The sequence below is a fragment of the Desulfurellaceae bacterium genome, from assembly GCA_021296095.1.
In the GTDB taxonomy this organism is placed as follows: Bacteria; Desulfobacterota; Binatia; order Bin18; family Bin18; genus JAAXHF01.
In genome coordinates this window covers 1-23,586 of sequence record JAGWBB010000045.1, presented here as the reverse complement: position 1 = coordinate 23,586, position 23,586 = coordinate 1, and the positions used below count along the sequence as shown (strand labels likewise).

The window sequence follows — 23,586 nt, the reverse complement described above, 5'->3', positions numbered from 1 at the left end:
ATATGGGCATCGTTGATTTTTCTCTGGACGGCAAGGTCGCCATTGTGACCGGTGGTTCCAAAGGCATCGGCCGGGCGATTGCGCTGACCTTTGCCGAGCACGGCGCCGACCTGGTGCTTGCCGCGCGCGGACTGGAAGCCCTGGAGCAGGCCAAACAGGATGTTGTGGCGACGGGTCGCCGCGTCCTGACCGTACAGGCAGACATGTCGGTCAGCGCGGACTGTGACAAGCTGTATCAGGCCGCGGTCGAGGAGTTCGGCGGCGTCGATATCCTGGTCAATAACGCCGCCGGCGCTTCACTGGTGACCCTGGCCGAGGAAAACGAAAAGGATTTCCTCAGGGTGATGCGGACCAATGTGTGGGCGCCGCTGCACTTGGCCCGCCTGTGTCGGAAATCCATGCGTCAGCGCGGCGGGGGCGTGGTGATTAACATTACCTCAAATGAGGGTGTCCGACCGTCCATGGGCATCGGCACCTATGCCCTGTCCAAAGCGGCCCTGATCAATATGGCCCAACTCCTGGGCAAGGAGTGGGCGGCCGATAAAATTCGGGTGACCTGCATCGCGCCGGGCCTGATTCGGACCGAGCTGGCAAAGGACCTGGTCGAGGCGGTTGAGACCAGCGGCTCGCCGATCAACCCGCAGAAGCGGGTGGGCGAGCCGAACGAGATCGCCGGTCTGGCCCTCTTCCTGGCCAGCCCAGCCGGGACGTTTGCAACCAGCATGACCTATGTGGTCGACGGCGGCGAGGTCAGCGCCGGGCCGGGCGACGTGGTGGTCATGACCGCCGAGGAAGCGGTCCAGTCAGAGGCACGTAGGTCGGATGAGCCGGAGGCGTAAGCCGACCTACCCGATTGTAGGCTGCCAGTCCAGAGCGGTGAAGCCGCCCCATAAAGGCCGATCCTCAACCCAGCGCCTGCCGGATGACACCGGCCACCCGCTCCTGTTCCTGCAGCACCTGCGGCGGCTCGACCGGAATCGGCAGGCGGTCCAGCTCATCTTTGATGACACCGGTGAGGAGTTCCGCCTCGCGGTCTGAGAGCTGCCACTGGGCGACGATATCGTCGGGACTCCACTGGACGATCTGCCGAAAGCCGTAATCCGCCACCGCCTTATTGCTAATCTCGATGAGCTTTTCCATACTCCCCCCTTACAGCCGACTGGCAACCGACCACGAGCCGCCGTCCACAACAAAGGTCGAACCGCTGATGTAGGACGCTTCGTCAGAGGCCAGAAAGAGAATCGTGTTCGCAATCTCCTCGGGCTGACCAATGCGGCCCAGGGGATGATGACGGGCCGCTTTCTGTATGGCTTCGGTGCTCTGGGTGCTGCCGCGCGCCTGCGGCGTGTCCACAAAACCAGGCGCAATGCAGTTCATCCGAATGCCCTGAGACGTGTATTGGCTGGCGGCAACCGAGTTGAGGTGGATGATGCCAGCCTTGCTGACCGCATACGGCAGGGATTGGCTGTAGGCCTGCACCCCGGCCATGGAGGCAATGTTGACGATTGAGCCGCCGCCGTTTTGCAGCATGGCCGGGATGGCGGCTTTTTGGTTGACATCATCAGGTCCCAGTGCCGCTCATCGACTTCGGCCAGCGGCGGCGTCAGAATGAGGACCCCGGCCGCGTTGACCAACACGTCCAGACGACCGAAACGTGCCACCGCAGCATCAACCATACGCTCGACCTGATCCCATTTGGAGACGTCGACGCTAACGGTCTCGATATCCGGGCTGATTTTCTGGGCCAGGCTTTTGGTCTGTTCCAGACCGCCCGGGTTGCGGTCGGCGGCCACGACCGCAGCCCCCTCTTCGGCAAAGCGGAGCACCGTCGCCCGCCCAATCCCCGAAGCGCCACCGGTCACAAGCGCAATTTTATCCGTCAGTCTGCCGGCCATCTTTTGCCTCCTTTCACGGGCGCAGGCGGGCGTGGGCTCGTTTTCGAGCAAAGGTAATCGTGATCTCATTTTCCATGATCGGTTATCACGATTACCTTTTTGTGCCCGCGCTTACACCGGCGCACCCCACGTCAGTACGCGCCGGGGGTTGGCCACGATCAGGGTGTCGATCTGTTCGGCGCTGAGTCCGCTGCGACCCAGCATGGGCACCACGTTCTCGACCAAGTGGGCGTAGCCCCAGCCACCGTAGCGGGTGAGTTGGACCTTCATCGCAATATCGTGCGACAGCAGCAGCCGCTCCAGACAGCCGGCGTCGATCAGCCGTTTCAGCGCAACGACACTCCCGGCGTCCGAGCCCAGGTAACGGCCAACGCTGTCCACGTAGTATTCCATGCCAAAGAAGTCGTACTCAACATACGCGCCACGTGTGGCCAGAGTCGTATGATACGCCAGGTCGTCGCTCGTCGGGCTGAGATGACACAGTATGACCTGATGCGGATTTGCGCCCTCGCCCTCAAGAATATCGAGGACTTGGGTCCCGTTTTTCTGCCACGGCAGCAGATGCACACTGATCGGCGCGCCGGTCCGACGCTGGGCGCGGGCGGCGGCGCGCAACACCTTGTGTTCGTTGTCGCGGACCTTGAAGCTGGTGCCGATCTCGCCGATGAGACCGGAGCGCAGCCCGGTATCGGCAACGCCGTGCATGAGGTCGTGTTCAATCTCATCGGCGATCATTGCAACCGACCGATCAGCCATGTCATAGGGGTGGGAACGGCCAATATAGTACCCGGAGCCCATCACGATGTTGATCTCGGTCGCCCGGGCAATTTCGGCCAAGGCCAGCGGCGTGCGGCCAAGGCCGTTATTCGTACAGTCCACCACACTGCTCCCGCCGGCAGTCTTGAACCGGCGCAATTCCTCAATCGCCAGGGAGGTGTCATCCAGGACACAGTTATCCAGGTTGCCAAACGGTTCCCGACGAATGGCGCCGAGGGTCGCCATTTCCACCGGCGCGTGCGCGAACGCCTGTTGCTCCTCGTCTTCGGGTTCTTCGCACCAGACCCGGAGATCGCTGAGCAGGTGCTCATGCGTCAGGGTAATCCCCAGGCCGTCGGGCTCAATCGGGCCAAGAACGGTCATCACTTTGCCTTGCATTGCTCTTCCTCCGTGCGTCACGCTATCGCCCGGTCTCCCACAACTGAGCCACGGCCAACGGCGCGCAGGGCCGCTTCAACGCTGCCGATGTGCGAACGATGATGAGGATCAATCAGCCTACGAACCGCGGACTCGCTCAAGCCCAGACGCTCGGCCAGGGCCACATTGGTCATACCTTGGCGGCGCATAGCCGTGTAGAGCGCCAATTTGGCGGCAACGATGGATGGGAGGGCAACCAAGACTTGGCCGTCTACGGCAGTGCTTGGAATGGGGATGTCTTCACGGTTCTCGACGTACGCGCCGAGCGCGACGGCTAAGGCGTCCTCGGCCAGCACAAGGGATTCCTCTTTGGTTCGTGCGCCGGTGATGGCCTCGGGAACGTCGGGGAAAGTGACGACGTATCCTGCGCCCTCTTCGACGTCAGGGGTGAGATTACATGGATAGACGTATTGCATGATCCCTACCTCAGAAGTCGCGCCTTTCGATCTGAAGCTGTTTGAGCCCGGCTCAAAACGACATTCCTGCCCGGTCTTCCTCGCGTAGCGTTTAGCGCGTCTAATGAATTCCGTATCGTTCACCGACATTGATGGGGAGTCAAGTCATGAGCAGAAACGGCATGCGTCCAGCTCCTCATGGCTCGCTTGGAGCTGCAATGGTTGACAGCCCCGACCGATTCATGATTCCAGTCGGGTGCTATACCCCGATGTATAGCATCCCTACATAACACCAGGAGGGAGCGTATGGCGGACAACAAATCGGGCACTTCTGACGGGTTCTCTGCTAAGGGCGTACACGGATCAACAGAGCACAGCCCCTCCCCTCAACGGAGCAAGAGGGCAAGGATCCCTAATGCGGAAACGCTGGAAGCCCTCGAACAGGCTCGGACAAAAGAGGGCTTGACGAGCTACGACACGGTTGAGGACATGATGGCCGATCTTGACGATGCGTAAACTGCGTCCTACCACTCAGTTCAAAAAAGATATCAAAAGAGCAAAGAGCCGAGGGAAGGACATCACCAAGCTCGAAGAGATCATCAAGAAAATTCAGACGGCAACACCCCTCGATCCGCGCAATAATTGTCATCGTTTAAGTGGATCACTCGCCCCCAACTGGGAGTGTCATATCGAACCTGACTGGCTCCTCATTTGGGACGAGGATGGGGAAGAAATACGACTCATCAGAACCGGCACTCATTAAGACCTGTTCAGCTGGAGTTCTGTGGGTTGGATAAGCCGGAGGCGTGACGCAACACCTTGGCTTGTCGGCTTACGCTACACTAGGCTGACCTCCTCGCCCCCTACTCTTCAGGCGCGCACGACCTTACGGCTCTTGAGCATTGGCAAGGCTCCGATGTCTTTGCCAGCTTTCCGCTCGGCCAGCCGTAGCTCGTAGAGTTTCTGCAAATTCAGCCAGAACTCCGGACTGGTGTCGAAAAAATGGGCCAAGCGCAGGGCGGTGTCACCGGTGACGGCACGCTGCCCGTCGAGGATTGTGGTAATGCGGTTGGTGGGCACTTTGAGGTGTCGCGCGAGCGCGGCGGCGCTCATGTCGAGTTCTTTTAACTCCTCAGCCAAGTGTTCCCCCGGATGGATTGCGTCCACGGACATAACGATGTCTCCTTAATGATAGTCAACGATCTCTACCCTCACAGGCCCCGGGGACTCGTCCGGCCACTCAAAGCAAAACCGCCACTGGTCGTTGATGCGGATGCTGTACTGGCCCTTTCGGTCCCCTTTCAGGGCTTCAAAACGGTTGCCAGGCAATGCGGCAAGGATAACTCGATGCCGTTCTTGGCTTGTCAGCCGCTATGTTTCGTCCTAGCATACAGAAAAGGCAGGCGGTGGCAGCCATGACAACCCCCCGAGAAGTACGACGCGACGTATCCTCCCCGTCTCCGCTCCCGGAGACGGAGTATCTGCCGGAATCGGATGGCAAACCCATGGCCGAAACCGATGTGCATCGTAGCCAGATGATCGAGCTACTGGACTGTTTGGAGGAGTATTACCGCGCCGACCCGCGCGTCTATGTAACCGGCAATATCTTCTTCTACTTCCGCGACCCCGAGGGTGAGCCTCAATCAATCAGTCCCGACATCTTTGTCGTCCGCGGGATCGAAAAGAAGCTTCGGCGTATCTACAACCTGGATGTCGAGAAAAAGGCCCCGGATGTCGTGATCGAGCTGACCTCGCGCCACACCAAAGTGGAAGATTTGGGCAACAAGTGGGTCATCTACGCCGACCTGGGCGTGGCCGAGTATTTTCTTTTCGATCCGCTCGACGGCAGCCTGACGCCGCAGTTGCGCGGGTTTCGCTTGCAGGGCGGCGACTATATCCCCCTGGTCGGACCTCGCCTGGCCAGTAAAGTCTTAGGTCTGGACTTGGTCGTCGAAGAGAGTCGGCTGCGTCTGTACGATTCCCAGACCGGAGAGCGCCTGCGGACCCACGCCGAAGCCGAGGCCGCCCGACGAGAGGCAGAAGCCGCCCGGCAGGAAGCCGAGACGGAAAACACGCGCCTGCGCGAAGAACTGGCGCGCCTGCGGGCGCGGCAAGGCTAGGCGGAAGAAAATGCTGAATGCAGAACGCTGAATGATGAACGGAGTCTTTTCACAGGCACTTGACCCCTCCGTCTTACAGAGGGTATGACAGGCACACATAACGGGGTGTGGCGCAGTCTGGTAGCGCACTCGCTTGGGGTGCGAGTGGTCGGCCGTTCAAATCGGCTCACCCCGACGTTCTGCAAAAGGCGGTTGGCTGGCCAATCGCCTTTTCTTTCTTCCGGCTTTCTGCTGAAATGCAGGCATGCACATTCTGGTGTCCAACGATGACGGTATCCACTCCGAGGGTATCTTGGCGCTCGAAGAGACCCTGAAGCGCGTTGGTGAGGTGTATACCGTGGCGCCCGACCGGGAGCGGAACGCCGTCAGCCATGCCCTGACCCTGCATCGTCCGCTGCGTATTGACGAAATCGCACCGCGCCGCTTTGCGGTCAACGGCACGCCGACCGACTGCGTGAATCTGGCGGTCAAGGGCTTTCTGCCGGTCCGGCCGGATATGGTGGTGTCGGGCATCAACAAAGGCCCCAACCTGGGGGATGATATTACCTACTCGGGTACGGTCGCGGCGGCCATCGAAGGGGCGCTGTTGGGCATTCCATCGCTGGCCGTGTCAGTCGTCGGCCTGCGGACCGACTACCGCTTTGGCCCAGCCGCCGAATTTGCCGCCAGCCTGGCCGCCCATGTCGCCGCCAACGGCCTGCCAGCCAATACCCTGCTGAATGTGAACGTTCCCAACCTGGACCGCTCTGAACTCAAGGGCTACCGCTTCACCCACCAGGGCAAACGTCTGTATGGCGAGAAGATCGAGGTCTGCCCCAATCCACGCGGCAAACACTACTACTGGATCAGCGGTGACGACCTGGGCTTTGACCCCCAGGAGGGCAGCGACTGTGTTGCCGTCAACGAGGGCTATATCTCGGTCACCCCGCTGCACGTCGATCTGACCAACTATCAGGCTTTGCAAACCATGCGGGGCACCCAGCTGCCATGGCACTAGACTACACCCAGGCCCGGCAGCGAATGGTCCAGGAGCAGCTGCTTGAGCGGGGGCTGAACGACCCGCTGGTCCTGGACGCCATGCGCCAGGTGCCGCGCCATCTGTTTGTCGAGGAGCACCTGCGGGACCGGGCCTACGAGGACCACCCGCTGCCCATCGGCGAAGACCAGACGATCTCTCAGCCGCATATGATCGCCCACATGGCTGCGGTGCTGAAACTCGCCCCCGGCGAACAGGTGCTCGAAGTCGGCACCGGCTCGGGCTATCTGAGCGCCATCCTGGCCGAACAGGGAGCCGAGGTGTACTCGGTGGAAATCAGCTCCAGCCTGGCCACCCGAGCCCGGCAGACCCTGCACGAGCTGGGCTATCACAGTGTAGAGGTCCATATTGGAGACGGCAGCCTGGGCTGGGAGGCGCACGCCCCGTTTGACGCGGTGGTGATTGGCGCGGCCGCCCCGGGGCTGCCCCGCCCGCTACTCGATCAGCTGCGCATGGGCGGACGCCTGGTCGTCCCCATGGGCGAGGAAGACCTCCAGAACCTGGTGTGTGTCTGGAAAGAGCCGGGCGGCATCCACGAAGAGTATTGCGGCGAGTGCCGCTTCGTCAAACTTCGCGGCGAGCACGGCTGGGAGTCGGCCTGAACGTCCATGCAACAGATCTATCTGGACCATAACGCCACCACCCCGCTGCGGCCGGACGTGCTCGAAGCCATGCTGCCCTACCTGCACACCCACTTCGGCAATCCGTCCAGCGTGCATCGGACCGGACGGCGGGCCAAGCAGGGGCTGGAAGAAGCCCGGGAGCAGATTGCGGCCTGCATCCGGGCCAAACCGGCCGAGGTGTTGTTCACCAGTGGAGGGACCGAGAGCAACAGCCTGGCGCTGATCGGAGCGGCCCGCGCCCAGACTCCGACCCAGACCCATATCATCACCACCCCGGTCGAGCACTCATCGGTCCTCGCCTGCGTCCAGGCCCTGAGCCGGGAGGGCTTCAGCCACACGCTTTTGCCGGTCGATGGGGAGGGGCGGATACGGGCCGACGATCTGGCCGCCGCCCTGCGTGACGACACCGCGGTGGTGAGTATCGGTCTGGCCAATCCTGAGCTGGGCACCCTGCAACCGATTGCGGCGTGCAGCCGGCTGACCCGCCAGCGGAGGCTTGTCCTGCACGTTGATGCGGTGCAGGCGACCGGCAAGCTGGCACTCGATATGGAGGAGCTGGGCGCGGATCTGGTGTCCCTGTCGGCCCATAAAATCCACGGACCAAAGGGCGTTGGGGCGCTCTATGTGCGCCACGGCACCGGCCTCGTGCCCGTCTTGCAGGGCGGTCCGCAGGAGCGCGAAAAACGGGCCGGCACCGAAAATGTGGCCGCTGCGGTCGGCTTTGGGGTCGCGGCCGTTCGCGCCCAGGCCGAGCTTACAGCGGTATCGGCCCGGCTGACCGAGCTGACCGCCCGGCTGTGGACCGGGGTTCAGGGCAGCGTCCCCGACGTGGTCCGCAACACACCCCGCCAGCAGTGTCTGCCCAATACCCTCAACCTCGGCTTTCCAGGCGCCTCGGGAGAGGGCTTGATGATGGGGCTTGACCTGGCCGGCATTGCCGTATCGACTGGTTCGGCCTGCGCCGCCGGTTCGGTTGAACCCTCGCACGTGCTGCTGGCGCTCGGACACGACGCACAGGCGGCCAAGAGCGCGATTCGTTTCAGCCTGGGCAAAGACACCACCCGGCAGGATATTGACCGGGTCGTGGCCGTCCTGCCCGGTATCGTCGAGCGGGTCCGGGCGGCGGGGCAGACAAGCGGACGAGCATGACGACTTCACAGAAAGAGATCATTATTCACATTTTGAGAGAGAAGACATGAGCCAGACGGAAAACCACGCCCTCACTACTCAGCCCCAGGCCGCCGGCAGTGGTCGGCGCGTACTGGCCGCCCTGAGCGGCGGGGTCGATAGCGCGGTTGCCGCCGCCCTGCTGGTCGAGGCCGGCTATGAGGTCATCGCCATCTCCATGCTGCTGGCCGGCACTGCCGACGGCCACGAGGGCAGCTGCTGTTCGATTGACGATTTTCAAGACGCCCGGCGGGTGGCCGAACAGCTGGACATTCCCTACTACGTCCTCAATCTCAAAGACGCCTTTCAGAGTCGGGTGATCGACGTGTTCAGCGAGGAATATCTGCGCGGTCGGACCCCTAACCCGTGCCTGCTGTGTAACCGCGATCTCAAGTTCGACCTGCTGTGGCAGCGAGCCCGAGAGCTTGACGCCACGTATGTGGCCACCGGTCACTACGCCCGGATTCACTATGACGCCGATACAGCCCGATACCAGCTGTGGCGCGGCACCGACCGGGCCAAGGACCAGTCCTACTTTCTGTTTACGCTGAGCCAGGCGCAGCTGGCCCGGACCCTGTTTCCGGTCGGGCAGCTGACCAAGGCCCAGGTTCGGGACAAGGCGGACGCGCTCGGCCTGCGGATTGCCCACAAGCCCGAGAGCCAGGACATCTGTTTTGTGCCCGACGGCAACTATGCCCGCTTTCTGGAGCAGCGTCTGTCGCCCGAGCGTTTCAGGTCCGGCGAGGTGGTCGACCAGACCGGACAACAGCTCGGCTCGCACGGCGGCATTCATCGCTTTACCATCGGCCAACGCCGCGGCCTGGGCATCGGCGGTCTGGCCCAGCCGGTGTACGTCTCGAACATCGACGCCCACACGGGCCGGGTGACGGTCGGCACCAAGGACCAGCTACGGACCCCCGGCCTGTACGCCAAAGACGTCAGCTGGGTCGCCGGCGACCAGAGCCAGGAGCTGCGGGCCGAGGTCAAGATTCGCTACCGCCATCCGCCGATTCCAGCCCGCATCGTACCCGGCCCGGACGCCACGGCCACGGTCTGGTTCCAGCACGGCTGTCCAGGGGTGAGCCCCGGACAGGCGGTTGTTTTTTACGCCGGCGACCACGTCCTGGGCGGCGGGTGGATAGAGGGAGGCGTGTAAGCCATGCCATCAGCCGCTCTCAGAATTGGCCTGACCACCCTGGGCTGCAAGGTCAACCAGTACGATACGGCAACGATTGCTGATCGGCTCAGCGCGGCCGGCCACCGCCTGGTGCCGTTTGCCGACACGGCCGATGTGTATATCGTCAACAGCTGCACGGTCACCAATCAGGCCGACGCCGAGAGCCGCCAGCTCGCCCGCCGCGCCAAACGCCGGAATCCTGCTGCCCGGATCATCATGACCGGCTGTTATGCCCAGGTCGCGCCCCAGGCCATCGCCCGTCTGCCCGAGGTTGACTATGTCATCGGCCTCAACCGCCCGGACGACATCCTGCGGGCCGTAACCGCCGAGCTGCCCCAAGCCGTCGCCGTCAGCAATGTGCGTAAAGCGTCCCGTATCGAGACCTTCGGCACCCAGACGTTTCAAAACAATGACGCCCACCTGAAGGGGGCAGCGTTTACCCCTCAGACCCGGGCGTTTCTGAAGATCCAGGAGGGCTGCGACCTGTTCTGCACCTTTTGTATTGTGCCCATGTCGCGCGGCAAAAGCCGCAGCGTCCCCCCGCGTCGCGTCCTTGAGCAGCTCGACCTGCTGGCCGAGCGGGATTTTCAGGAAGTCGTCCTGACCGGCGTCCACCTCGGCGGCTATGGCGCCGACCTCGACCCGCAGATCGACCTGACCTGGCTGGTGGCGGCCATTGAAGAGCGCAAACCGGTCCCTCGGGTCCGGCTCAGTTCGCTCGACCCGCACGAGTTCAGCCCGGCGCTGATCGACCTCCTGACCCAGGCCCAGACCGTCTGCCCCCACCTGCATATTCCCCTCCAGTCGGGCGACGACCGCACCCTGGCCCGCATGCGTCGCCGCTATGACCGGACCCTGGCCGGCGATGTGCTGGCCCGTCTACGAGACGCCCTGCCCCAGGCCGCGCTGGGCACCGATCTGATTGTCGGCTTTCCCGGCGAGGGCGAGCACGAGTTCAGCCAGAGCTATCGGTTTCTCGAAGACAGCCCGTTTACTTATTTTCATGTCTTTCCGTACTCCGTCCGCAGCGGCACGACTGCGGCGAAGTTCACCGATAGCGTGCCCAAGCCGACCATTACCCGCCGCGCGCGTCAGGTCCGTCAGCTTGGCGCGCGTAAGAAAGCCGCGTTTGCCGCCCGGTTTGTCGGCCACACCGTGCCGGTCCTGTTCGAGCACAGCCGCGATAAGACCACCGGATTGCTCAAGGGCTACAGCCGCAACTATCTGCGGGTTCTGGCTGCGGGCGACGACGCGTGCATGAACCGCGAACTGCCGGTCCGCCTCAGCCACCTCGGCGCCGACAGTCTGCGGGGAATGATCGTTTCCCCCGACGCGCCGCAGCCGAGCCGCGAGCCCTGAGCCCATGCCGGACAGCCAGCCATCCTCCGCCGAGTTCGAGGCCTGTTTCGGCTATCGCTTCCGCCGCCGCGAGCTGCTGAGCCTGGCCCTGACGCACCGTTCCTTTCCTCTCGAACCGGGAGAGGACACCAACGAAAAACTCGAGTTCCTGGGCGATGCGGTCCTCGACCTGGCGATCAGCGATCTGCTCTTTGACCGTTTTCCCGAGGCGCGTGAGGGCGAGCTGTCAAAAATGCGCGCCGCCCTGGTTAACGCCCGTGTATTGGCCGAAAAAGCCGAGGTCCTGTCCCTAGGCCGCTGGCTGCGCCTGGGCTGGGGCGAAGAGCGCAGCGGCGGCCGGCAAAAAGGCTCTATCCTGGCCTGCGCGTATGAGGCCGTGCTGGGGGCAGTCTATCTGGACGGTGGCTTTGGTCCGGCGTTCAGACTGGTGGCCGACCACTTCGCTCCAGACCTCGAACACAAACCGGCCGTCGGCCAATTTGACAGCAAGACCCGCCTGCAAGAGCTGACCCAGAAGATTTTCAAGCAGACCCCGACCTATGAGGTGGTGGAGGTCACCGGCCCCGACCATCAGAAGCGCTTTGTCAGCCAGGTCATGATCGCCGGCAAAGCCTACGGCCGGGGCGAGGGACCGAGCAAAAAAAGCGCCCACCAGGCGGCCGCCTCGCAGACCCTGGCCGTGCTGCAAAATCAGGCTGACGCTGGATAGTCGGGGCGGGTTTCAAACCCGCCCCTACAAGGCCACCTCTCCACCCCCTGAAATCCTCCTGCGTTTCGCGCTTCCCCCTTTGCCGAAAGGGAATTGAGGGGGATTTTCTCAGGCACAGAGATCCGACTGAGGCGCCACCCGACACACCAAGCTTGACCCTCCCCCCGACTCGGGGCTACGATCCCGGGGTGGGGCTGAAGACGCCGCATAAGACCACAGCCAAGGAGGCTACATGAGATCAGCACAAATCTTTTCCGCCGACTCCCACGTCGTTGAACCGGCCGACGTGTGGACGTCACGCATGGACGCCCGTTTTCGCGACCGGGCGCCGCATATCATCAAGGAAGCCAACGGGATCAAGGGTGACTTCTTCGTGTGCGAGGGACTCCAGCCCTTCTCGGTGTCGGCCTTTGCCGTTGCCGGGGTTGACCCCAGAGCCTACTCGGACGAGATGAGCAAGGGCTATCCCGGGGTACGGCCCGGCGCCTGGGACCCCGAACAGCGGGTCAAGGACCAGGACATTGACGGCGTGGCCGGCGAGGTGTTGTACACCAGCCTGGGCATGATGCTGTACGGCATTGAGGACGGTGAGCTGCGGGCGGCCAGCTTTCGGGCCTATAATGACTGGCTGGCCGAGTTTTGCAGCTACGATACAAGCCGGTTTGCCGGCATCGCCCTGATTCCCATGGATGACGTGCAGCAGGCCGTCGGCGAGGTCGAGCGGAGCGCCAAGCTGGGCCTCAGAGGCGGCCTGATCTGGGGCATCCCGCCCGACGACCGGCCGTACGACAATCCGGTCTGGAACCCCCTGTGGGCCGCAGCCCAGGACGCGAGCCTGCCGCTGGCCCTGCATATTCTGACCGGTCGCAAGGGCAGCGGCATCGGGGACAGCGTGATGAAGAGCTATCCCTGCCTGCCCCACGCCCTGGAACGGTCCTTGAGCGATATGATCTTTGGCGGGGTGCTGGAGCGCTTTCCCAGCCTGAAGATCATCTCGGCCGAAAACGATATCGGCTGGATCGGCCATTATCTGCAACGCATGGATCATGCCTACGAGAAGTATCAGTATCTGGAGAAGGGCGCGGTCATTCCCCAGCCGCCCAGCTTCTACTTCAAGCGCCAGGCGCACGCCACCTTTCAGGACGACCGGATCGGGGTGCTGACCCGCGAGTTTGTGGGGGTCGAAAACCTGATGTGGGCCTCGGATTTTCCGCACTCCGATTCGACCTGGCCGAAGTCGCAGGAAGTGATTCAGCGCGATTTTGCCGGCGTGCCCGAAGACGAGGTCGAGAAGATGATCTCGACCAACTGCGCGAGTCTGTACGGGCTGGGCTAGCGGGACCGTCCGACCCGCCTTCTGCATCTCTACCGGGCCGGGACAGCCTCTCGGCCCGGTGTCCGACGGTTCCCCCTCCCGCCAAGCTCTACCCCCTCCTGCGTCCGTTTTTCTTCTCGCTCGACCCCGAGCACGCCCATCGTCTGGCGCTCCAGGCCCTGCACTTGGTTCAGGCCGCGCCGCTCCAACCAAGCCCGCCCAGCGACCCCCGGCTCAGCCAGGAGGTGTGGGGTATCCGTTTCCCCAATCCGGTCGGTCTGGCCGCCGGGTATGACAAAAACGCCGAGGTGCCGCTGGCCTGGTCAGCCCTAGGCTTCGGCTTTGCCGAGCTGGGAACGCTGACCGCCCACGCCCAGCCGGGCAACCCCAAGCCACGGATTTTTCGCCTGGAAGAGGACCGGGCGTGTGTCAACCGTCTGGGCTTTAATAATGACGGGGCGGCCGCCGCCGCCCGGCGGCTGGGCCGGCTGCTGACGGGCCGACGGTGTCCCATTCCCCTCGGTATCAATATTGGCAAGTCTCGGACGACGCCGCTCGAAGACGCGGTCGATGACTACCTGGAGAGCAGCGCCCTCCTCCTCCCGTTTGCGGATTATCTTGTCGTGAATGTGAGTTCGCCCAACACCCCCGAACTGCGCAAGCTCCAGGAGGTCGATCGCTTGGCCAAGTTGCTCGAAGCCCTTATCACGCAGGCCGCCCAACTCGCCCAACAGACGCAGGCACGCCCCAAACCGATTGTGGTCAAAATTGCGCCCGATCTGAGCCAAGCCGAAATTCAGGAGATTGCCAGGCTGGCGCTTGACGTTGGCGTTGCCGGTCTGATTGCCACCAATACCACGACTGAGCGGCCGGGCTTACGCAGCCCGGTCAATGAGGCCGGCGGGCTGAGCGGGCGGCCGCTGGCCGAGCGGGCGACCGCAGTCCTGCGCAGCCTGTTTCAGACTGTCGAAGGCAAGCTGCCCCTCATCGGCGTCGGCGGCATCTTCTCGGCCGCGGATGCGTATGAACGGATGTGTGCCGGAGCGTCACTCGTTCAGGTGTATACGGGCCTGATCTATGAAGGGCCGTTTCTGCCCCGGCGGATTGCCCAGGGTCTGAGCCGGATTCTTGACAGGCAGGGCCTGAGCACTATTCGTGACGCCGTGGGCAGCAAGGTCTGACAGCCTCGTCCCTGTCGGCCGTCACGCCTCTCCGCTTCGTATGTGTAGGCCCACCGGCAGAGACTCATCGAGGATGCGAGCCTGTTCCTGGGCTTCGAGGGGGACGATCTCCAAGACTTGTCGGGCGAGGCGCTGTCCGGTCTGAAGCGTCGAAAAATGAGCCGCAATTTCTTGGCGGAGGGATTCGTCGAGGTCGCGTGTCCGGTCTCCAGTACACCGGGCGATCTGCCCCAGGGCAAAAGCAACGGCCGCGCTGTTGCGCGCTTTTCCACGTAATAGCTTTTCGACCCACGCTGTCGCCACTTCGCGCCGAGCCACACAGTTGACCGGGCCGTAGATGAGGGAGCGGGCGCCGAGACGCGACAAGGCCCAGGTCTCCTGGTTTGAGGCTTTGCCTTTTGCCACGAAGCGTACCAGCTCTTCGCCCAGCTTGGCCTTGGCTTCGGCCTGGAGCCGTTCGCAACTGCCGAGGACTTGCCACATTTCACGTCGTTCCTGGGCTCCGACCTTGGAACGGCCGGATTTGATCTTGTTTTTCATGGCGGGCAAGACCCAGGGCGCAATGTCGTTATACACGACGGTCTGCTGCTGGCGACTGAGTCCTCCCGTAATCCGTTTCCAGACCGTCCACCACTCGACCCGGCACTGGACGGCGTTTTTGTGCACCGGTCCCTGGGGGTAGAGTGCCCACAGCTGCTGGACGCGCCATTCATCCGCAGCCTGGCCAAATCCGGGACGGAGCAAAAACCCGCTCAGGTTCAGCCAGCGGGCTTCGTGCTCCGGGCTGCGGCGGCGGCCGTCCTGTGCCGCCAAGACGATTTCCCACAGTGCGCGGATCGTGCCCAGCGGCCAGCTCTCTTTGACCGTACCGAGTACCTGTTCGAGCCGGCGGGTCAGGCTGTGGGGAGCGTCTGAGCGGGTGAACACGGCCTGAATGAGCTGCCGCGCTTCGGCCACACGCTCCTCATCGACAAGGTGCTCTTGCCTGACACCGGTCTGCGGCGGGACGGACACCCCAGGCGGACTCCCCTCGTCCCGCAGCTGAAATTGCAGACGCCAGCGATGCCCGGTCTGGCGCGCCTCGCACCACAGCTCAAGCGTCCCGACCTCGGTGAAGCGGGCCGAGACCACCACCGGGATTTTGACACTGCGCGACTTCTTGCCAAAACGGAGGACTGTCCGAATGGCCGGTAAGGCCGACACCTCTTGGGTCGGCAGACTCAGCACGGCTCCGGGCTGGTCTGCCTGGCGCACACTCGACGCGTATAAAGGAAAACTCACCGGCTGATTGGTGATGACTGCAAATTCGGGCGCGCTCAGGTGGACCTCTTCCCCTTCTTCCATACCGCGCCGGGCGAGGCACAGCAGCGAAACCGTTTCCTCAGCGTCGTGGCCGGGAGCGGCAGCTCGTCCGCCAATCCCGATATAATAGGCGCGGGCACTCCCCCCGCCGATACGAATACCGTGGCCGCGTCGGACCAGGCCGTAGTAGGCCGCTCCCTGGGCAACCGCCAAGTCAAGGCTGGTATTGCGCAACACAGTGGGTCGCCAGGCCGGTGCGGCGGCGGGCGAGCACCAGTCGGACAGGATATCGAGCAGACGTTGGCGAATGGCCAGGGGCGCCAGGGCGCCCCCGTTGAACAGGACGGCATCGGCCCGGGCGATGGTCTCAGCCGCATCAGCCGGGGCGTGCCGGCGTAAAAAGAGCGCCAGATGACGGGGGATCTCCGGCTCGCTGGCATACGGCAGGCCAAACTCTTGCAGGCCGGCACGCGCGTCGCGTCGGGGCTCACAGTCTTTGTCGAGGCGGGGGAAAAAGCCATTCAGGACCACGCTCTCGACCTCATCGCGGGTCAGCTGGTCTGTCAGCGTGCCCCCGACAACCGCGCTGCCACGGCCGGTCAGGCTGAGGCTGATACGGTCTCGATTGGCATCCGCAAACAGATCTTCTTTGGCCATGCGACACAGATGACACAGCGTGTGCCAACGCTGGGCGTCCAAGCGTCCGCCCTTGGTCACACGCTGCTCGACCAGACGGGCCAGCGCGATGTCCATATTATCGCCGCCCAGCAGCAGATGCTCGCCAACGGCGACGCGCCGCAACTCAAGCTGGCGGGGCCCGGCCGTCACGGCCATCAGACTCAGGTCAGTCGTGCCACCCCCGATGTCGCACACCAGGATGCGGCTCCCGACCCGCAGCTGCGCCTGCCACGTCTCGGCATGGGCCGACAACCAGGCGTAAAAGGCGGCCTGCGGCTCTTCCAGCAGGGTGACCTGGCGTAATCCTGCCTGCTCAGCAGCCCGGACGGTCAGCTCCCGAGCGACCTCGTCAAAGGAAGCCGGGACAGTCAGAATCACCTGCTGGGCGTCCAAAGCCCGGTCCGGTCCCATCTCGTGGTTCCAGGCTTCTCGAATATGCAGCAAATAGCGGGTAGACGCCTCAATCGGAGAGAGCTTGGGCACCTCGGGCGCACCGTCCCAGGGCAGGATAGCCGCTTCGCGGTCCACCTCGCCATGACTGAGCCAGGACTTGACGGAGGCCAGCAAACGCCCGGGGACACGGGCGCCTTGAACCCGGGCAAATTCGCCCACGGCGTAGGTCCGTTCGTTGTCCCAGGGCAACCGGAGACTGCCGACCGGCAGTTCATGCTCCCCCGGTACATACAGGAATGAGGGCAGGGTAGGTCGGGCTGCGGTTGTGGCTTCGCTGACGAGCTGGGGAAGGGGAAAGGACTGGACACAGGCCGAGGAGGAGGACGGCGCGGTATCGAGATAGGCTACCGCACAATTTGTTGTCCCGAGATCGATACCGACGATGTAGCGGGAGAAGGCCATCGCAAGGGGTTCGCAGAGCGTGCCGAGTGCAAGCGTGCAGTGCCGGACGCAGCCTTACTCCTCCCCCTCCATCCGCACATTAAACTCCAGCTTCCAGCGCTGGGTTTCATCCCGCGACACCGCCCACAGCTCGAGCGTGCCGACCTCTGTCACCCGGGTATGCAGGCGCACGGGGACCATGACGCCCTCCTGGCCGGTCCAGGTCAGGCTGGTCTCCAGCGGCGTGAGTTCTTCAATATCATCGCCGGGTTCTTCGATGAGATCCCCGAGCTGGTCGGCGCGCCGTGTGCTTGAACCGAGAAAACGAAACTGCGCCGGCTCGCCAACCACTAAACCGAACTCCTGACCAGGAATATCGCTCTGGCTGCCTTCTTCCAGACCGAACGGGACCACGCACAGCGCCTTGAGCGGTGCCGGCACGCCCGGGACCGCCGGCATTGCGGTTTCAATGCCGATATAATACGCCCGTGCCGTGCCGCTCCGAATCCTGACCCCGGTTCCACGCCGAGCCAGTCCATAATACGCCGCCCCTCGGGCTACCGCGTAGTCAAGCGCGGTCTCGGCCAAGACTCGAACGGCGTCTCCGCCCTCCTGCCCGAGCCACCCGTCGAGGACCTGGGTCAGACGCTGGCGCAGCGCATCAGCCTTCATGACCCCGCCGTTAAACAGCAGCGCTGTCGGATGGACAAAGCTATGCGGGCTGTCTGGGGAGCGGTGCTGGCTCAGGAATTTTGCCAGATGGCGGGTGATAGCCGGGTCGGCGGCGTAGGGCAGCCCCATCTCCTGAAACCCGACCCGACGGCTCGTCTTGGGTCGCTCGGCAATACTGTTGCGGGGGAAGAACCCATCGACCAGACCGGCTTCGACCTCCTCGTAGCTCACGTCTGTGCGGATGCTGCCGCCGATCACCCCGCTGCCGCGGCCGAGAATGGTGACAGCCTGACTCTCGACATGCTCGGCCTGGAGCAGATGCTCTTTTGCCGCTCGGCAGCTCTGACTCAGCCCACGGAACTGCCAGGCGTCGAGCTTGGTGCCCTCGGCGGCCAGGCGCTGCTGGACGCCATAGGCCAGGCTGAGATCCATATTATCGCCGCCGAGGAGGATGTGGTCGCCGACCGCGATACGGTTGAGTACCAGCTCGCCGGCCTCTTCCGACACCGCGATCAGGCTGAAATCGGTCGTGCCTCCACCCACATCGCACACCAGGATGACGTCTCCAACCCGGACCTGCGTGCGCCACCTGTCCCCGGTCGCCTCAATCCAGGCGTAACACGCGGCTTGGGGTTCTTCGAGCAAGGTCACCGACGGCAGGCCGGCCTGTTCGGCAGCCTGGACGGTCAGCTCGCGGGCCGCCGCATCAAAAGAGGCCGGAACGGTGAGAAAGACCTCCTGGCTTTCCAAGCTGTGCTGGGGACTGTCCTGGGCCATGGCCGCATTCCAGGCCAGGCGAATATGCCGCAAATACTGGGCCGAGACGGCCAGCGGGGACATTTTTTGCAGCGCCGTATTGTTCGTCTCGCCTCCCCACGGCAGGATCGGGGCGGTCCGATCAACACCGGCATGCGACAGCCACGACTTTGCCGACGAGATCAGCCGCCCGGGAACTTCCACGCCTCGGGTTCGCGCAAAGGTGCCGACCGCAAAAGACAGCTCATCCGTCCAGGGCAAAACCAGACTCCCCTGGGGGAGTTCCTGCGGGCTGGGCAGATACAAAAAAGACGGCAGCAGGTCGCGCTCTTCCACGTTGCCGGGCGTCACCAGCTGAGGGATTTGGAACAGCCGAATGGCGGGCGGTTCGGTCTCCGCTCCTTGGGTCTCCACCTTTTGGGTATCCGCCCCTTGGGTATCAACGTAGGCGACGACGCAGTTGGTGGTGCCGAGATCAATGCCGACGATGTAGCGGGAGCAGGTCATACACAGGAAGGGGTTAGGCAATCTCGACTTCGGCTGGGGCAACAATGCGCGGGTCGTGTCCTGCCGGCTGGTCCGGCAGCGTGACCCGGCTGGCCCGCCAGCCGGCATGTCGCAACGCTCCGCGGAACGGGGGTTGACCGCTGAGGTTGCCGGTCAGACGAATGGCTGAGGGGTCAAAGCCTTCCGGAACGGTGACCTCTTCCCCTTCCCGTCCGCTGAGCACAGGCTCCAGCTGAAGGTGCTCGGTCAGGACCTGGCGACACGCCTGGTGAATGGTACGGACAGCCGCGCCAATCTGGGCGTCGTCATAGGACTGTATGTCTTCCCGCAGAAAATCGACCAGACGGCCGTCCCGCTGCAACAGCGACAGGAGTTGGACGGCGGCGGCCGAGTCGGGTTTCGACGGCCGAGCAGGGTCTGGCGTCTCAGCCGGAACTGCGCTCGGCGCCGGCGGCTCGCGCTCTGCGGTAAGCAGCCGCGGTAGTATCAGCAGCAGCAGGAGTGCCACCACAAGGGGAGCGCCGACAAAGTACACGACGGCGGCACCAGCGGGTAAGAGCACGTAGTTTCCGGCCGCCAGCCCTGCCAGCAGCAGCCCGATCAGGACCAGCGCACGCCGTGTCGGTGTATCTGCCATCATTCCACCACGCACGCCTGGGCCAGGTCGGACAGGACGTGCCAGCGGGTGATGCTCCGGGGCTCCTCGATGAGCCCACTCGTCATGCCGACAAAAATCAGCTCGCGGGCCGGGTCGGCCCAGGCCATGATGCTGCTCGCGCCGGCGTGGCCGAAGGTACGCGGCGAGGCCAGGGAGCCAAAGTAGGTGGGGAAAATCCCGCTGCCGCGCAGCCAGAAGCCGAGCCCTCTGTTGGCCGGCGCCTTGGGCCACTGGCGGGCGACCCGAATCGGCTCCAACAGGCGATCCTCCAGGTCTCCGGTGTGGATCGTGGTGGCCAGCTCGACCATGGCCGGGCTCAGCAGCCGCACGCCGTCGAACGCACCGCGGTTCAGCCACATCTGGTAGAAGCGAGCCATGTCGCCCACGCTTGAGTACGATCCCCCGCCCGGAATGGCCGCGCTTTGAATCTCGGGCCGGTTGAAGGCTTCCAGAAAGGCCAGGGGAAACGGCGCCCCACCCTCGTCCAGAGCCTGGAGCGGAACCCGGCGCTCGTGCATATCGGGTCGGACGCCCATGTGGGAGTCGTGCATGCCCAGCGGGCGGTACAGCTCGTCCTCGCACATCTGGGCAAAACTGCGTGAGCCGCCGTCCACCCGCCGGGCGATCTCGGCCAGAATCCACGAGCCGGTCAGCGCGTGGTAGTGGACGGCCGCGCCCGGCTCGTATTCCAGGGGCTGGGCGCACAGCCGGGCGATGGTCGCATCCCAGTCGGCCCATTTGGCCATCGGCCAATCCAGCGGCATGGTCGGGAAGCCGGCCGTATGGGTCAGCACCTGGGCGACCGTAGTATGCCGTTTGCCGGCCGCCCCGAACTCGGGGATATAGGCCGACACCTTCTCGTACAGCTGCACCTCGCCCCGGTCGGCCTTCATCAGCAACATGGTCGCGGTGATCGGCTTGGTGGTCGAGAACTGACAGAAGATATCGTCAACCCTGGCCGGCCGGCCCGTTTCCGGTTCCACCTGGCCGACCCCCCGGGCGGCCACGATCTTGCCGCGCCGAGCCAGCAGAAAGGCGCCGCCGAACAGCCAGCTCTCGCCCCTCATCTTTTCAATATGCCCAAACAGATGCTCAATACGCTCGGGATCCATCCCGACGGTACCAGGATCAACAGTCTGCACAGTGTCTCCTCCTGTTTATTCGACCGGCGGCCGCTGGACCGACATGCCGAGAATGTTATAGCCGCCGTCAATGTGGACAATTTCCCCGGTAATCTTCTCGGCCAGCGGACTGCACAGAAACAGCGCGGCCTTGCCCGTATCGGAGTTCAGGATTTCCGCCTGCAGGGGCGCAAACTGCTGCATGTGGTGCTGCATGATGTCAAAGCCGGGGATACTCGTCCCGGCCTTGGTGGCGGTCGGACCGGGCGACAGGCCGTTGACCCGAATGCGGTGGGGGGCCAGATCGTAGGCCAGATTTCTGATGATATTGTCGAGCGCCGCCTTGGTGATGCTCATCAGCTGGTAGCCGGGGATGACCTTCTCGCCGGCATAATAGGTCATGGCCAGGATGCAGCCGCCCCGCTCCTTCATCAACGGAAAGGCGCCGTGCGCCAGCCCGATCAGCGAGTAGGCGCTGACGTCCATGGCCAGCTGAAAATCGGCCCGCCCGATGTCCAGGAAACGCTGCTGAAAAGACTGCAGCGGGGCGTAGGCGACGGAGTGAATGAGGAAATCGAGCCGACCGAATTCCCGGTCCAACTCGTCAAACAGCCGCTCAAGCTGTTCGTCCTTGCTCACGTCGCACTCCAGGATGAGCGGGTTGTTGAGTTGCTCGGGGATCGTCCCCAGCATGCGGCGCACGGCTTTGCGCTGAATCGACAGGGCGACCCGTGCCCCGCCGTCGTTGAGCAGCTTGGCAATTGGCCAGCCGATCGAGTGTTCGTCCAGCACGCCGGCGACCAGAGCGGTTTTGCCGGAGAAATCGAGCAGGCTGCCGAGCGGGTTGGGTGTCTGGCTCATCGGGGCTCCTTAAAAAGGAATCGTGATAACCGATCATGGAAAATGAAATCGCGATTATCTTTTACTTGCCGGTGAATTTGGGCTCGCGTTTTTCCACAAAGGAACGAATGGCCTCTTGATGATCCTCGGTATGGAAGCAGTGCTTCTCCAGAGCCAGAGAGGTGTCCAGGACGAGGTTGGCCGTGTCGCGCAGAATCTTATTGACTGACACCTTGGTCCAGCGAATCGCCTTGCTGGGACCGTTGGCCAGGCGGGTGGCAAACGCAGTCGCCCGGTCCAGCAGTTCCTCCTTGGGCACCACGTGGTTCACCAACCCGATGCGTTCGGCCTCCTCGGCGCTCACCAGGTCGCCGGTCATCAGAAACTCCTTGGCCCGGGCCGCGCCGACCAGCCACGGCCAGATGATCGCCCCGCCGTCACCGGCAACGACCCCGACCCGGACGTGTGGATCGCCGATCCTGGCGTTTTCGGCGGCATAAATCACGTCACAGAACAGGGCCAGGGTCGCTCCCAGACCGGTCGCCGGACCGTTGATCGCGGCAATAATCGGCTGCTCGACCTCCAACATGTCGATGATGATCTTGCGCGCCTCGGTGAACAGGGCGTCGAGCTGGGGTCCGGTCATGTCCTGAAACCACTTGATATCGCCGCCGGCACAGAAAGCCCGGCCCTTGCCGGTCAGGATCACCACCTCGGTCTCCTGGTCGTGGGCGATATCGGCAAAGATGTGCGACAGTTCGGTATGTAGCTCGGCATTGATGGCGTTCAAGGAGTCCGGCCGGTTAAAGGCCAGGGTCAGAATCTTGTCCTTGCGTTCGGCGCTCAGGTGATGATAACGACTGTAATCCATAGTGGCCCCTCCTTCAAAAGGAAGCGTGATAACAGATTCCTGTGGTCGGAGATCAGGCTTCCTTCCGTTTGTGCTCAGGCGGCTCATTATCTGTCACACACCCCCAACGATCAAGGGAAGAACGACTATGCGTATCTATTTCTGCCGTCAGGGATTGGCCTATATCAGAAACGGGCTGCAAAAAGAGCTACCGGACGACGAGGTGTTGGACTGCGCGCCCGAACAGGTCGCCGAGATGGCCCAGCAGGCCGATGTGCTGATTCCAACGGTGTCACCAATCGGCCCGGCAGCCTTTACCTCGCCAACGCTCAAGCTGGTCCAACAGTACGGTGCCGGGCTGGATTCGGTCGATATTCCGGCCGCCACCCAGGCCGGGGTGTACGTCGCCAATGTGCCCAGCGCGGGCACCGGGAATGCCGAATCGGTGGCCGAACTGAGCCTGTTTTTCATGCTCGCCCTGGCCCGCCACTACCCCCGGGCTCAGGAGAGTATCGCCCAAAAAAAGCTCGGCACCCCCATGGGCCGCACCCTCAAGGGCCGCACCGCAGCGATCATCGGCTATGGCGGCATCGGCCGCGAGGTTGCCCGCCGTCTGGCCGGCTTTGAAATGGACAAAATCCTGGCCATCTCCAAACGCGGCCCCAAAGACACGCCCGAAGAAAACGCCGTCCGGGTCGATTTTCACGGCCGGCTCGACGACCTGCACGAGGTGCTGGGCCAGGCCGATTTTGTCATTGTCGCGCCCCCCCTGAACGATGAGACGCGCGGCCTGATCGGCCCTGCTGAGTTCGCCCGTATGAAGCCCGGCGCGTTTATCATCAACGTCGCGCGCGGGCCGGTGCTGGACTACGACGCCTTTGTGGCTGCGCTCAAAGACGAGCGGATCGCCGGCGCCGGCCTCGACGTGTTCTGGCAGGAACCGTTCGATCCGACCGACCCGATCTTTTCGTATAATGTGATTGCCACCCCGCACTTCGGTGGGGCCACCGACCTGAGCCTGGGGGGCATCGGCAAAAGAGTGGCCGAGAATGTGAACCGGGTCAGGCACGGACAGGCACCGCTGAACTGTGCCAATCCATCAGTGACCAGTTTTTAGTGGCTAGAGCATTTTCACGCTATCTTGAGTCATGGCCGGCTGGGCGCCGTCATCAGGGGCTGCTTCGAACGGGCAACCTA

Annotated in this window: 26 protein-coding genes and 1 tRNA gene; 15 read left to right on the top strand and 12 right to left on the bottom strand. The window is 63.4% G+C overall.

Going from position 1 to position 23,586, the window contains the following annotated elements; all coding sequences use genetic code 11:
- A partial coding sequence (locus J4F42_12395; GenBank protein MCE2486308.1) for an SDR family oxidoreductase occupies positions 1–839 on the top strand: 839 nt, incomplete at its 5' end.
- A 64-nt stretch (positions 840–903) separates the two neighbouring features.
- On the opposite strand, the gene J4F42_12390 is transcribed toward J4F42_12395, so the two are convergent.
- Together J4F42_12390 and J4F42_12385 are read right to left on the bottom strand one after the other, a co-directional pair.
- Positions 904–1,140, bottom strand: coding sequence for a hypothetical protein (locus tag J4F42_12390; protein ID MCE2486307.1), 237 nt, complete (start codon positions 1,138–1,140; stop codon positions 904–906).
- A 9-nt stretch (positions 1,141–1,149) separates the two neighbouring features.
- Entirely contained in the window at positions 1,150–1,530 is a 381-nt protein-coding gene (locus tag J4F42_12385; GenBank protein ID MCE2486306.1) for an SDR family oxidoreductase, read from the bottom strand.
- 41 nt (positions 1,531–1,571) lie between these two features.
- Here J4F42_12385 and J4F42_12380 point away from each other — a divergent pair, with 41 nt between their 5' ends.
- On the top strand, positions 1,572–1,952 hold the full coding sequence (locus J4F42_12380; GenBank protein ID MCE2486305.1) for a hypothetical protein: 381 nt from the start codon (positions 1,572–1,574) through the stop codon (positions 1,950–1,952).
- 54 nt (positions 1,953–2,006) lie between these two features.
- On the opposite strand, the gene J4F42_12375 is transcribed toward J4F42_12380, so the two are convergent.
- Positions 2,007–3,050, bottom strand: coding sequence for a TatD family hydrolase (locus J4F42_12375; protein MCE2486304.1), 1,044 nt, complete (start codon positions 3,048–3,050; stop codon positions 2,007–2,009).
- A 17-nt stretch (positions 3,051–3,067) separates the two neighbouring features.
- On the bottom strand, positions 3,068–3,505 hold the full coding sequence (locus J4F42_12370) for a type II toxin-antitoxin system HicB family antitoxin (GenBank protein ID MCE2486303.1): 438 nt from the start codon (positions 3,503–3,505) through the stop codon (positions 3,068–3,070).
- Between the two features lie 285 nt (positions 3,506–3,790).
- Here J4F42_12370 and J4F42_12365 point away from each other — a divergent pair, with 285 nt between their 5' ends.
- Positions 3,791–4,000, top strand: coding sequence for a hypothetical protein (locus J4F42_12365; GenBank protein ID MCE2486302.1), 210 nt, complete (start codon positions 3,791–3,793; stop codon positions 3,998–4,000).
- Positions 3,993–4,247, top strand: a complete 255-nt coding sequence (locus J4F42_12360) for a type II toxin-antitoxin system YafQ family toxin (protein ID MCE2486301.1) — start codon at positions 3,993–3,995, stop codon at positions 4,245–4,247. Before J4F42_12365 ends, J4F42_12360 begins: the two co-directional genes overlap by 8 nt.
- A 107-nt stretch (positions 4,248–4,354) precedes the next feature.
- On the opposite strand, the gene J4F42_12355 is transcribed toward J4F42_12360, so the two are convergent.
- Both J4F42_12355 and J4F42_12350 read right to left on the bottom strand, forming a co-directional pair.
- A complete protein-coding gene (locus tag J4F42_12355; GenBank protein ID MCE2486300.1) occupies positions 4,355–4,657 on the bottom strand; it encodes a HigA family addiction module antidote protein in 303 nt (100 codons plus the stop codon).
- Positions 4,658–4,669: 12 nt separating this feature from the next.
- On the bottom strand, positions 4,670–4,852 hold the full coding sequence (locus tag J4F42_12350) for a type II toxin-antitoxin system RelE/ParE family toxin (GenBank protein MCE2486299.1): 183 nt from the start codon (positions 4,850–4,852) through the stop codon (positions 4,670–4,672).
- 137 nt (positions 4,853–4,989) lie between these two features.
- Here J4F42_12350 and J4F42_12345 point away from each other — a divergent pair, with 137 nt between their 5' ends.
- From J4F42_12345 to J4F42_12300, 10 genes are all read left to right on the top strand, one after another.
- Positions 4,990–5,604: a Uma2 family endonuclease gene (locus tag J4F42_12345; GenBank protein MCE2486298.1), complete on the top strand. Its 615-nt coding sequence runs from the start codon at positions 4,990–4,992 to the stop codon at positions 5,602–5,604.
- Between the two features lie 101 nt (positions 5,605–5,705).
- Positions 5,706–5,779 (top strand) — tRNA-Pro (locus J4F42_12340).
- 69 nt (positions 5,780–5,848) lie between these two features.
- Positions 5,849–6,601: a 5'/3'-nucleotidase SurE gene (surE, locus tag J4F42_12335; GenBank protein ID MCE2486297.1), complete on the top strand. Its 753-nt coding sequence runs from the start codon at positions 5,849–5,851 to the stop codon at positions 6,599–6,601.
- Complete coding sequence (locus tag J4F42_12330; GenBank protein ID MCE2486296.1) at positions 6,592–7,242, top strand: protein-L-isoaspartate(D-aspartate) O-methyltransferase; 651 nt, start codon at positions 6,592–6,594, stop codon at positions 7,240–7,242. Before surE ends, J4F42_12330 begins: the two co-directional genes overlap by 10 nt.
- A gap of 6 nt (positions 7,243–7,248) precedes the next feature.
- Positions 7,249–8,412, top strand: coding sequence for a cysteine desulfurase (locus J4F42_12325; protein MCE2486295.1), 1,164 nt, complete (start codon positions 7,249–7,251; stop codon positions 8,410–8,412).
- Between the two features lie 46 nt (positions 8,413–8,458).
- Entirely contained in the window at positions 8,459–9,586 is a 1,128-nt protein-coding gene (mnmA, locus tag J4F42_12320; protein MCE2486294.1) for a tRNA 2-thiouridine(34) synthase MnmA, read from the top strand.
- 3 nt (positions 9,587–9,589) lie between these two features.
- On the top strand, positions 9,590–10,966 hold the full coding sequence (mtaB, locus tag J4F42_12315) for a tRNA (N(6)-L-threonylcarbamoyladenosine(37)-C(2))-methylthiotransferase MtaB (protein MCE2486293.1): 1,377 nt from the start codon (positions 9,590–9,592) through the stop codon (positions 10,964–10,966).
- A 4-nt stretch (positions 10,967–10,970) separates the two neighbouring features.
- Positions 10,971–11,675, top strand: a complete 705-nt coding sequence (gene rnc / locus J4F42_12310; protein ID MCE2486292.1) for a ribonuclease III — start codon at positions 10,971–10,973, stop codon at positions 11,673–11,675.
- A 232-nt stretch (positions 11,676–11,907) separates the two neighbouring features.
- Positions 11,908–13,011, top strand: a complete 1,104-nt coding sequence (locus tag J4F42_12305; GenBank protein MCE2486291.1) for an amidohydrolase — start codon at positions 11,908–11,910, stop codon at positions 13,009–13,011.
- Between the two features lie 164 nt (positions 13,012–13,175).
- A complete protein-coding gene (locus J4F42_12300) occupies positions 13,176–14,171 on the top strand; it encodes a quinone-dependent dihydroorotate dehydrogenase (GenBank protein MCE2486290.1) in 996 nt (331 codons plus the stop codon).
- A 21-nt stretch (positions 14,172–14,192) separates the two neighbouring features.
- On the opposite strand, the gene J4F42_12295 is transcribed toward J4F42_12300, so the two are convergent.
- From J4F42_12295 to J4F42_12270, 6 genes are all read right to left on the bottom strand, one after another.
- On the bottom strand, positions 14,193–17,006 hold the full coding sequence (locus J4F42_12295; protein MCE2486289.1) for an Hsp70 family protein: 2,814 nt from the start codon (positions 17,004–17,006) through the stop codon (positions 14,193–14,195).
- 54 nt (positions 17,007–17,060) lie between these two features.
- Complete coding sequence (locus J4F42_12290) at positions 17,061–18,941, bottom strand: Hsp70 family protein (protein ID MCE2486288.1); 1,881 nt, start codon at positions 18,939–18,941, stop codon at positions 17,061–17,063.
- A complete protein-coding gene (locus tag J4F42_12285) occupies positions 18,934–19,557 on the bottom strand; it encodes a DUF2760 domain-containing protein (protein MCE2486287.1) in 624 nt (207 codons plus the stop codon). Before J4F42_12285 ends, J4F42_12290 begins: the two co-directional genes overlap by 8 nt.
- Positions 19,557–20,720: a beta-lactamase family protein gene (locus J4F42_12280; GenBank protein ID MCE2486286.1), complete on the bottom strand. Its 1,164-nt coding sequence runs from the start codon at positions 20,718–20,720 to the stop codon at positions 19,557–19,559. Before J4F42_12280 ends, J4F42_12285 begins: the two co-directional genes overlap by 1 nt.
- 15 nt (positions 20,721–20,735) lie before the next feature.
- On the bottom strand, positions 20,736–21,560 hold the full coding sequence (locus J4F42_12275; protein MCE2486285.1) for an enoyl-ACP reductase: 825 nt from the start codon (positions 21,558–21,560) through the stop codon (positions 20,736–20,738).
- A 61-nt stretch (positions 21,561–21,621) separates the two neighbouring features.
- Positions 21,622–22,410 carry an enoyl-CoA hydratase/isomerase family protein gene (locus tag J4F42_12270; GenBank protein MCE2486284.1) on the bottom strand — a complete coding sequence of 263 codons (789 nt, stop codon included), beginning with the start codon at positions 22,408–22,410 and terminating at the stop codon, positions 21,622–21,624.
- Positions 22,411–22,537: 127 nt separating this feature from the next.
- On the opposite strand from J4F42_12270, the gene J4F42_12265 reads away from it, so the two are divergent.
- Entirely contained in the window at positions 22,538–23,506 is a 969-nt protein-coding gene (locus J4F42_12265) for a 2-hydroxyacid dehydrogenase (GenBank protein MCE2486283.1), read from the top strand.
- The last annotated feature ends 80 nt before the right edge of the window (positions 23,507–23,586 follow it).

Bases quoted from the DNA above. Each gene is read 5' to 3' on its own strand.
- J4F42_12375 (MCE2486304.1), bottom strand. From the start codon at position 3,050: ATGCAAGGCAAAGTGATGACCGTTCTTGGCCCGATTGAGCCCGACGGC.
- mnmA (MCE2486294.1), top strand. From the start codon at position 8,459: ATGAGCCAGACGGAAAACCACGCCCTCACTACTCAGCCCCAGGCCGCC.
- J4F42_12285 (MCE2486287.1), bottom strand. From the start codon at position 19,557: ATGGCAGATACACCGACACGGCGTGCGCTGGTCCTGATCGGGCTGCTG.
- rnc (MCE2486292.1), top strand. From the start codon at position 10,971: ATGCCGGACAGCCAGCCATCCTCCGCCGAGTTCGAGGCCTGTTTCGGC.
- J4F42_12355 (MCE2486300.1), bottom strand. From the start codon at position 4,657: ATGTCCGTGGACGCAATCCATCCGGGGGAACACTTGGCTGAGGAGTTA.
- J4F42_12365 (MCE2486302.1), top strand. From the start codon at position 3,791: ATGGCGGACAACAAATCGGGCACTTCTGACGGGTTCTCTGCTAAGGGC.
- J4F42_12330 (MCE2486296.1), top strand. From the start codon at position 6,592: ATGGCACTAGACTACACCCAGGCCCGGCAGCGAATGGTCCAGGAGCAG.
- J4F42_12305 (MCE2486291.1), top strand. From the start codon at position 11,908: ATGAGATCAGCACAAATCTTTTCCGCCGACTCCCACGTCGTTGAACCG.
- J4F42_12385 (MCE2486306.1), bottom strand. From the start codon at position 1,530: ATGCTGCAAAACGGCGGCGGCTCAATCGTCAACATTGCCTCCATGGCC.
- J4F42_12360 (MCE2486301.1), top strand. From the start codon at position 3,993: ATGCGTAAACTGCGTCCTACCACTCAGTTCAAAAAAGATATCAAAAGA.
- J4F42_12270 (MCE2486284.1), bottom strand. From the start codon at position 22,410: ATGGATTACAGTCGTTATCATCACCTGAGCGCCGAACGCAAGGACAAG.
- surE (MCE2486297.1), top strand. From the start codon at position 5,849: ATGCACATTCTGGTGTCCAACGATGACGGTATCCACTCCGAGGGTATC.
- J4F42_12345 (MCE2486298.1), top strand. From the start codon at position 4,990: ATGGCCGAAACCGATGTGCATCGTAGCCAGATGATCGAGCTACTGGAC.
- mtaB (MCE2486293.1), top strand. From the start codon at position 9,590: ATGCCATCAGCCGCTCTCAGAATTGGCCTGACCACCCTGGGCTGCAAG.
- J4F42_12370 (MCE2486303.1), bottom strand. From the start codon at position 3,505: ATGCAATACGTCTATCCATGTAATCTCACCCCTGACGTCGAAGAGGGC.
- J4F42_12265 (MCE2486283.1), top strand. From the start codon at position 22,538: ATGCGTATCTATTTCTGCCGTCAGGGATTGGCCTATATCAGAAACGGG.
- J4F42_12295 (MCE2486289.1), bottom strand. From the start codon at position 17,006: ATGGCCTTCTCCCGCTACATCGTCGGTATCGATCTCGGGACAACAAAT.
- J4F42_12325 (MCE2486295.1), top strand. From the start codon at position 7,249: ATGCAACAGATCTATCTGGACCATAACGCCACCACCCCGCTGCGGCCG.
- J4F42_12275 (MCE2486285.1), bottom strand. From the start codon at position 21,560: ATGAGCCAGACACCCAACCCGCTCGGCAGCCTGCTCGATTTCTCCGGC.
- J4F42_12390 (MCE2486307.1), bottom strand. From the start codon at position 1,140: ATGGAAAAGCTCATCGAGATTAGCAATAAGGCGGTGGCGGATTACGGC.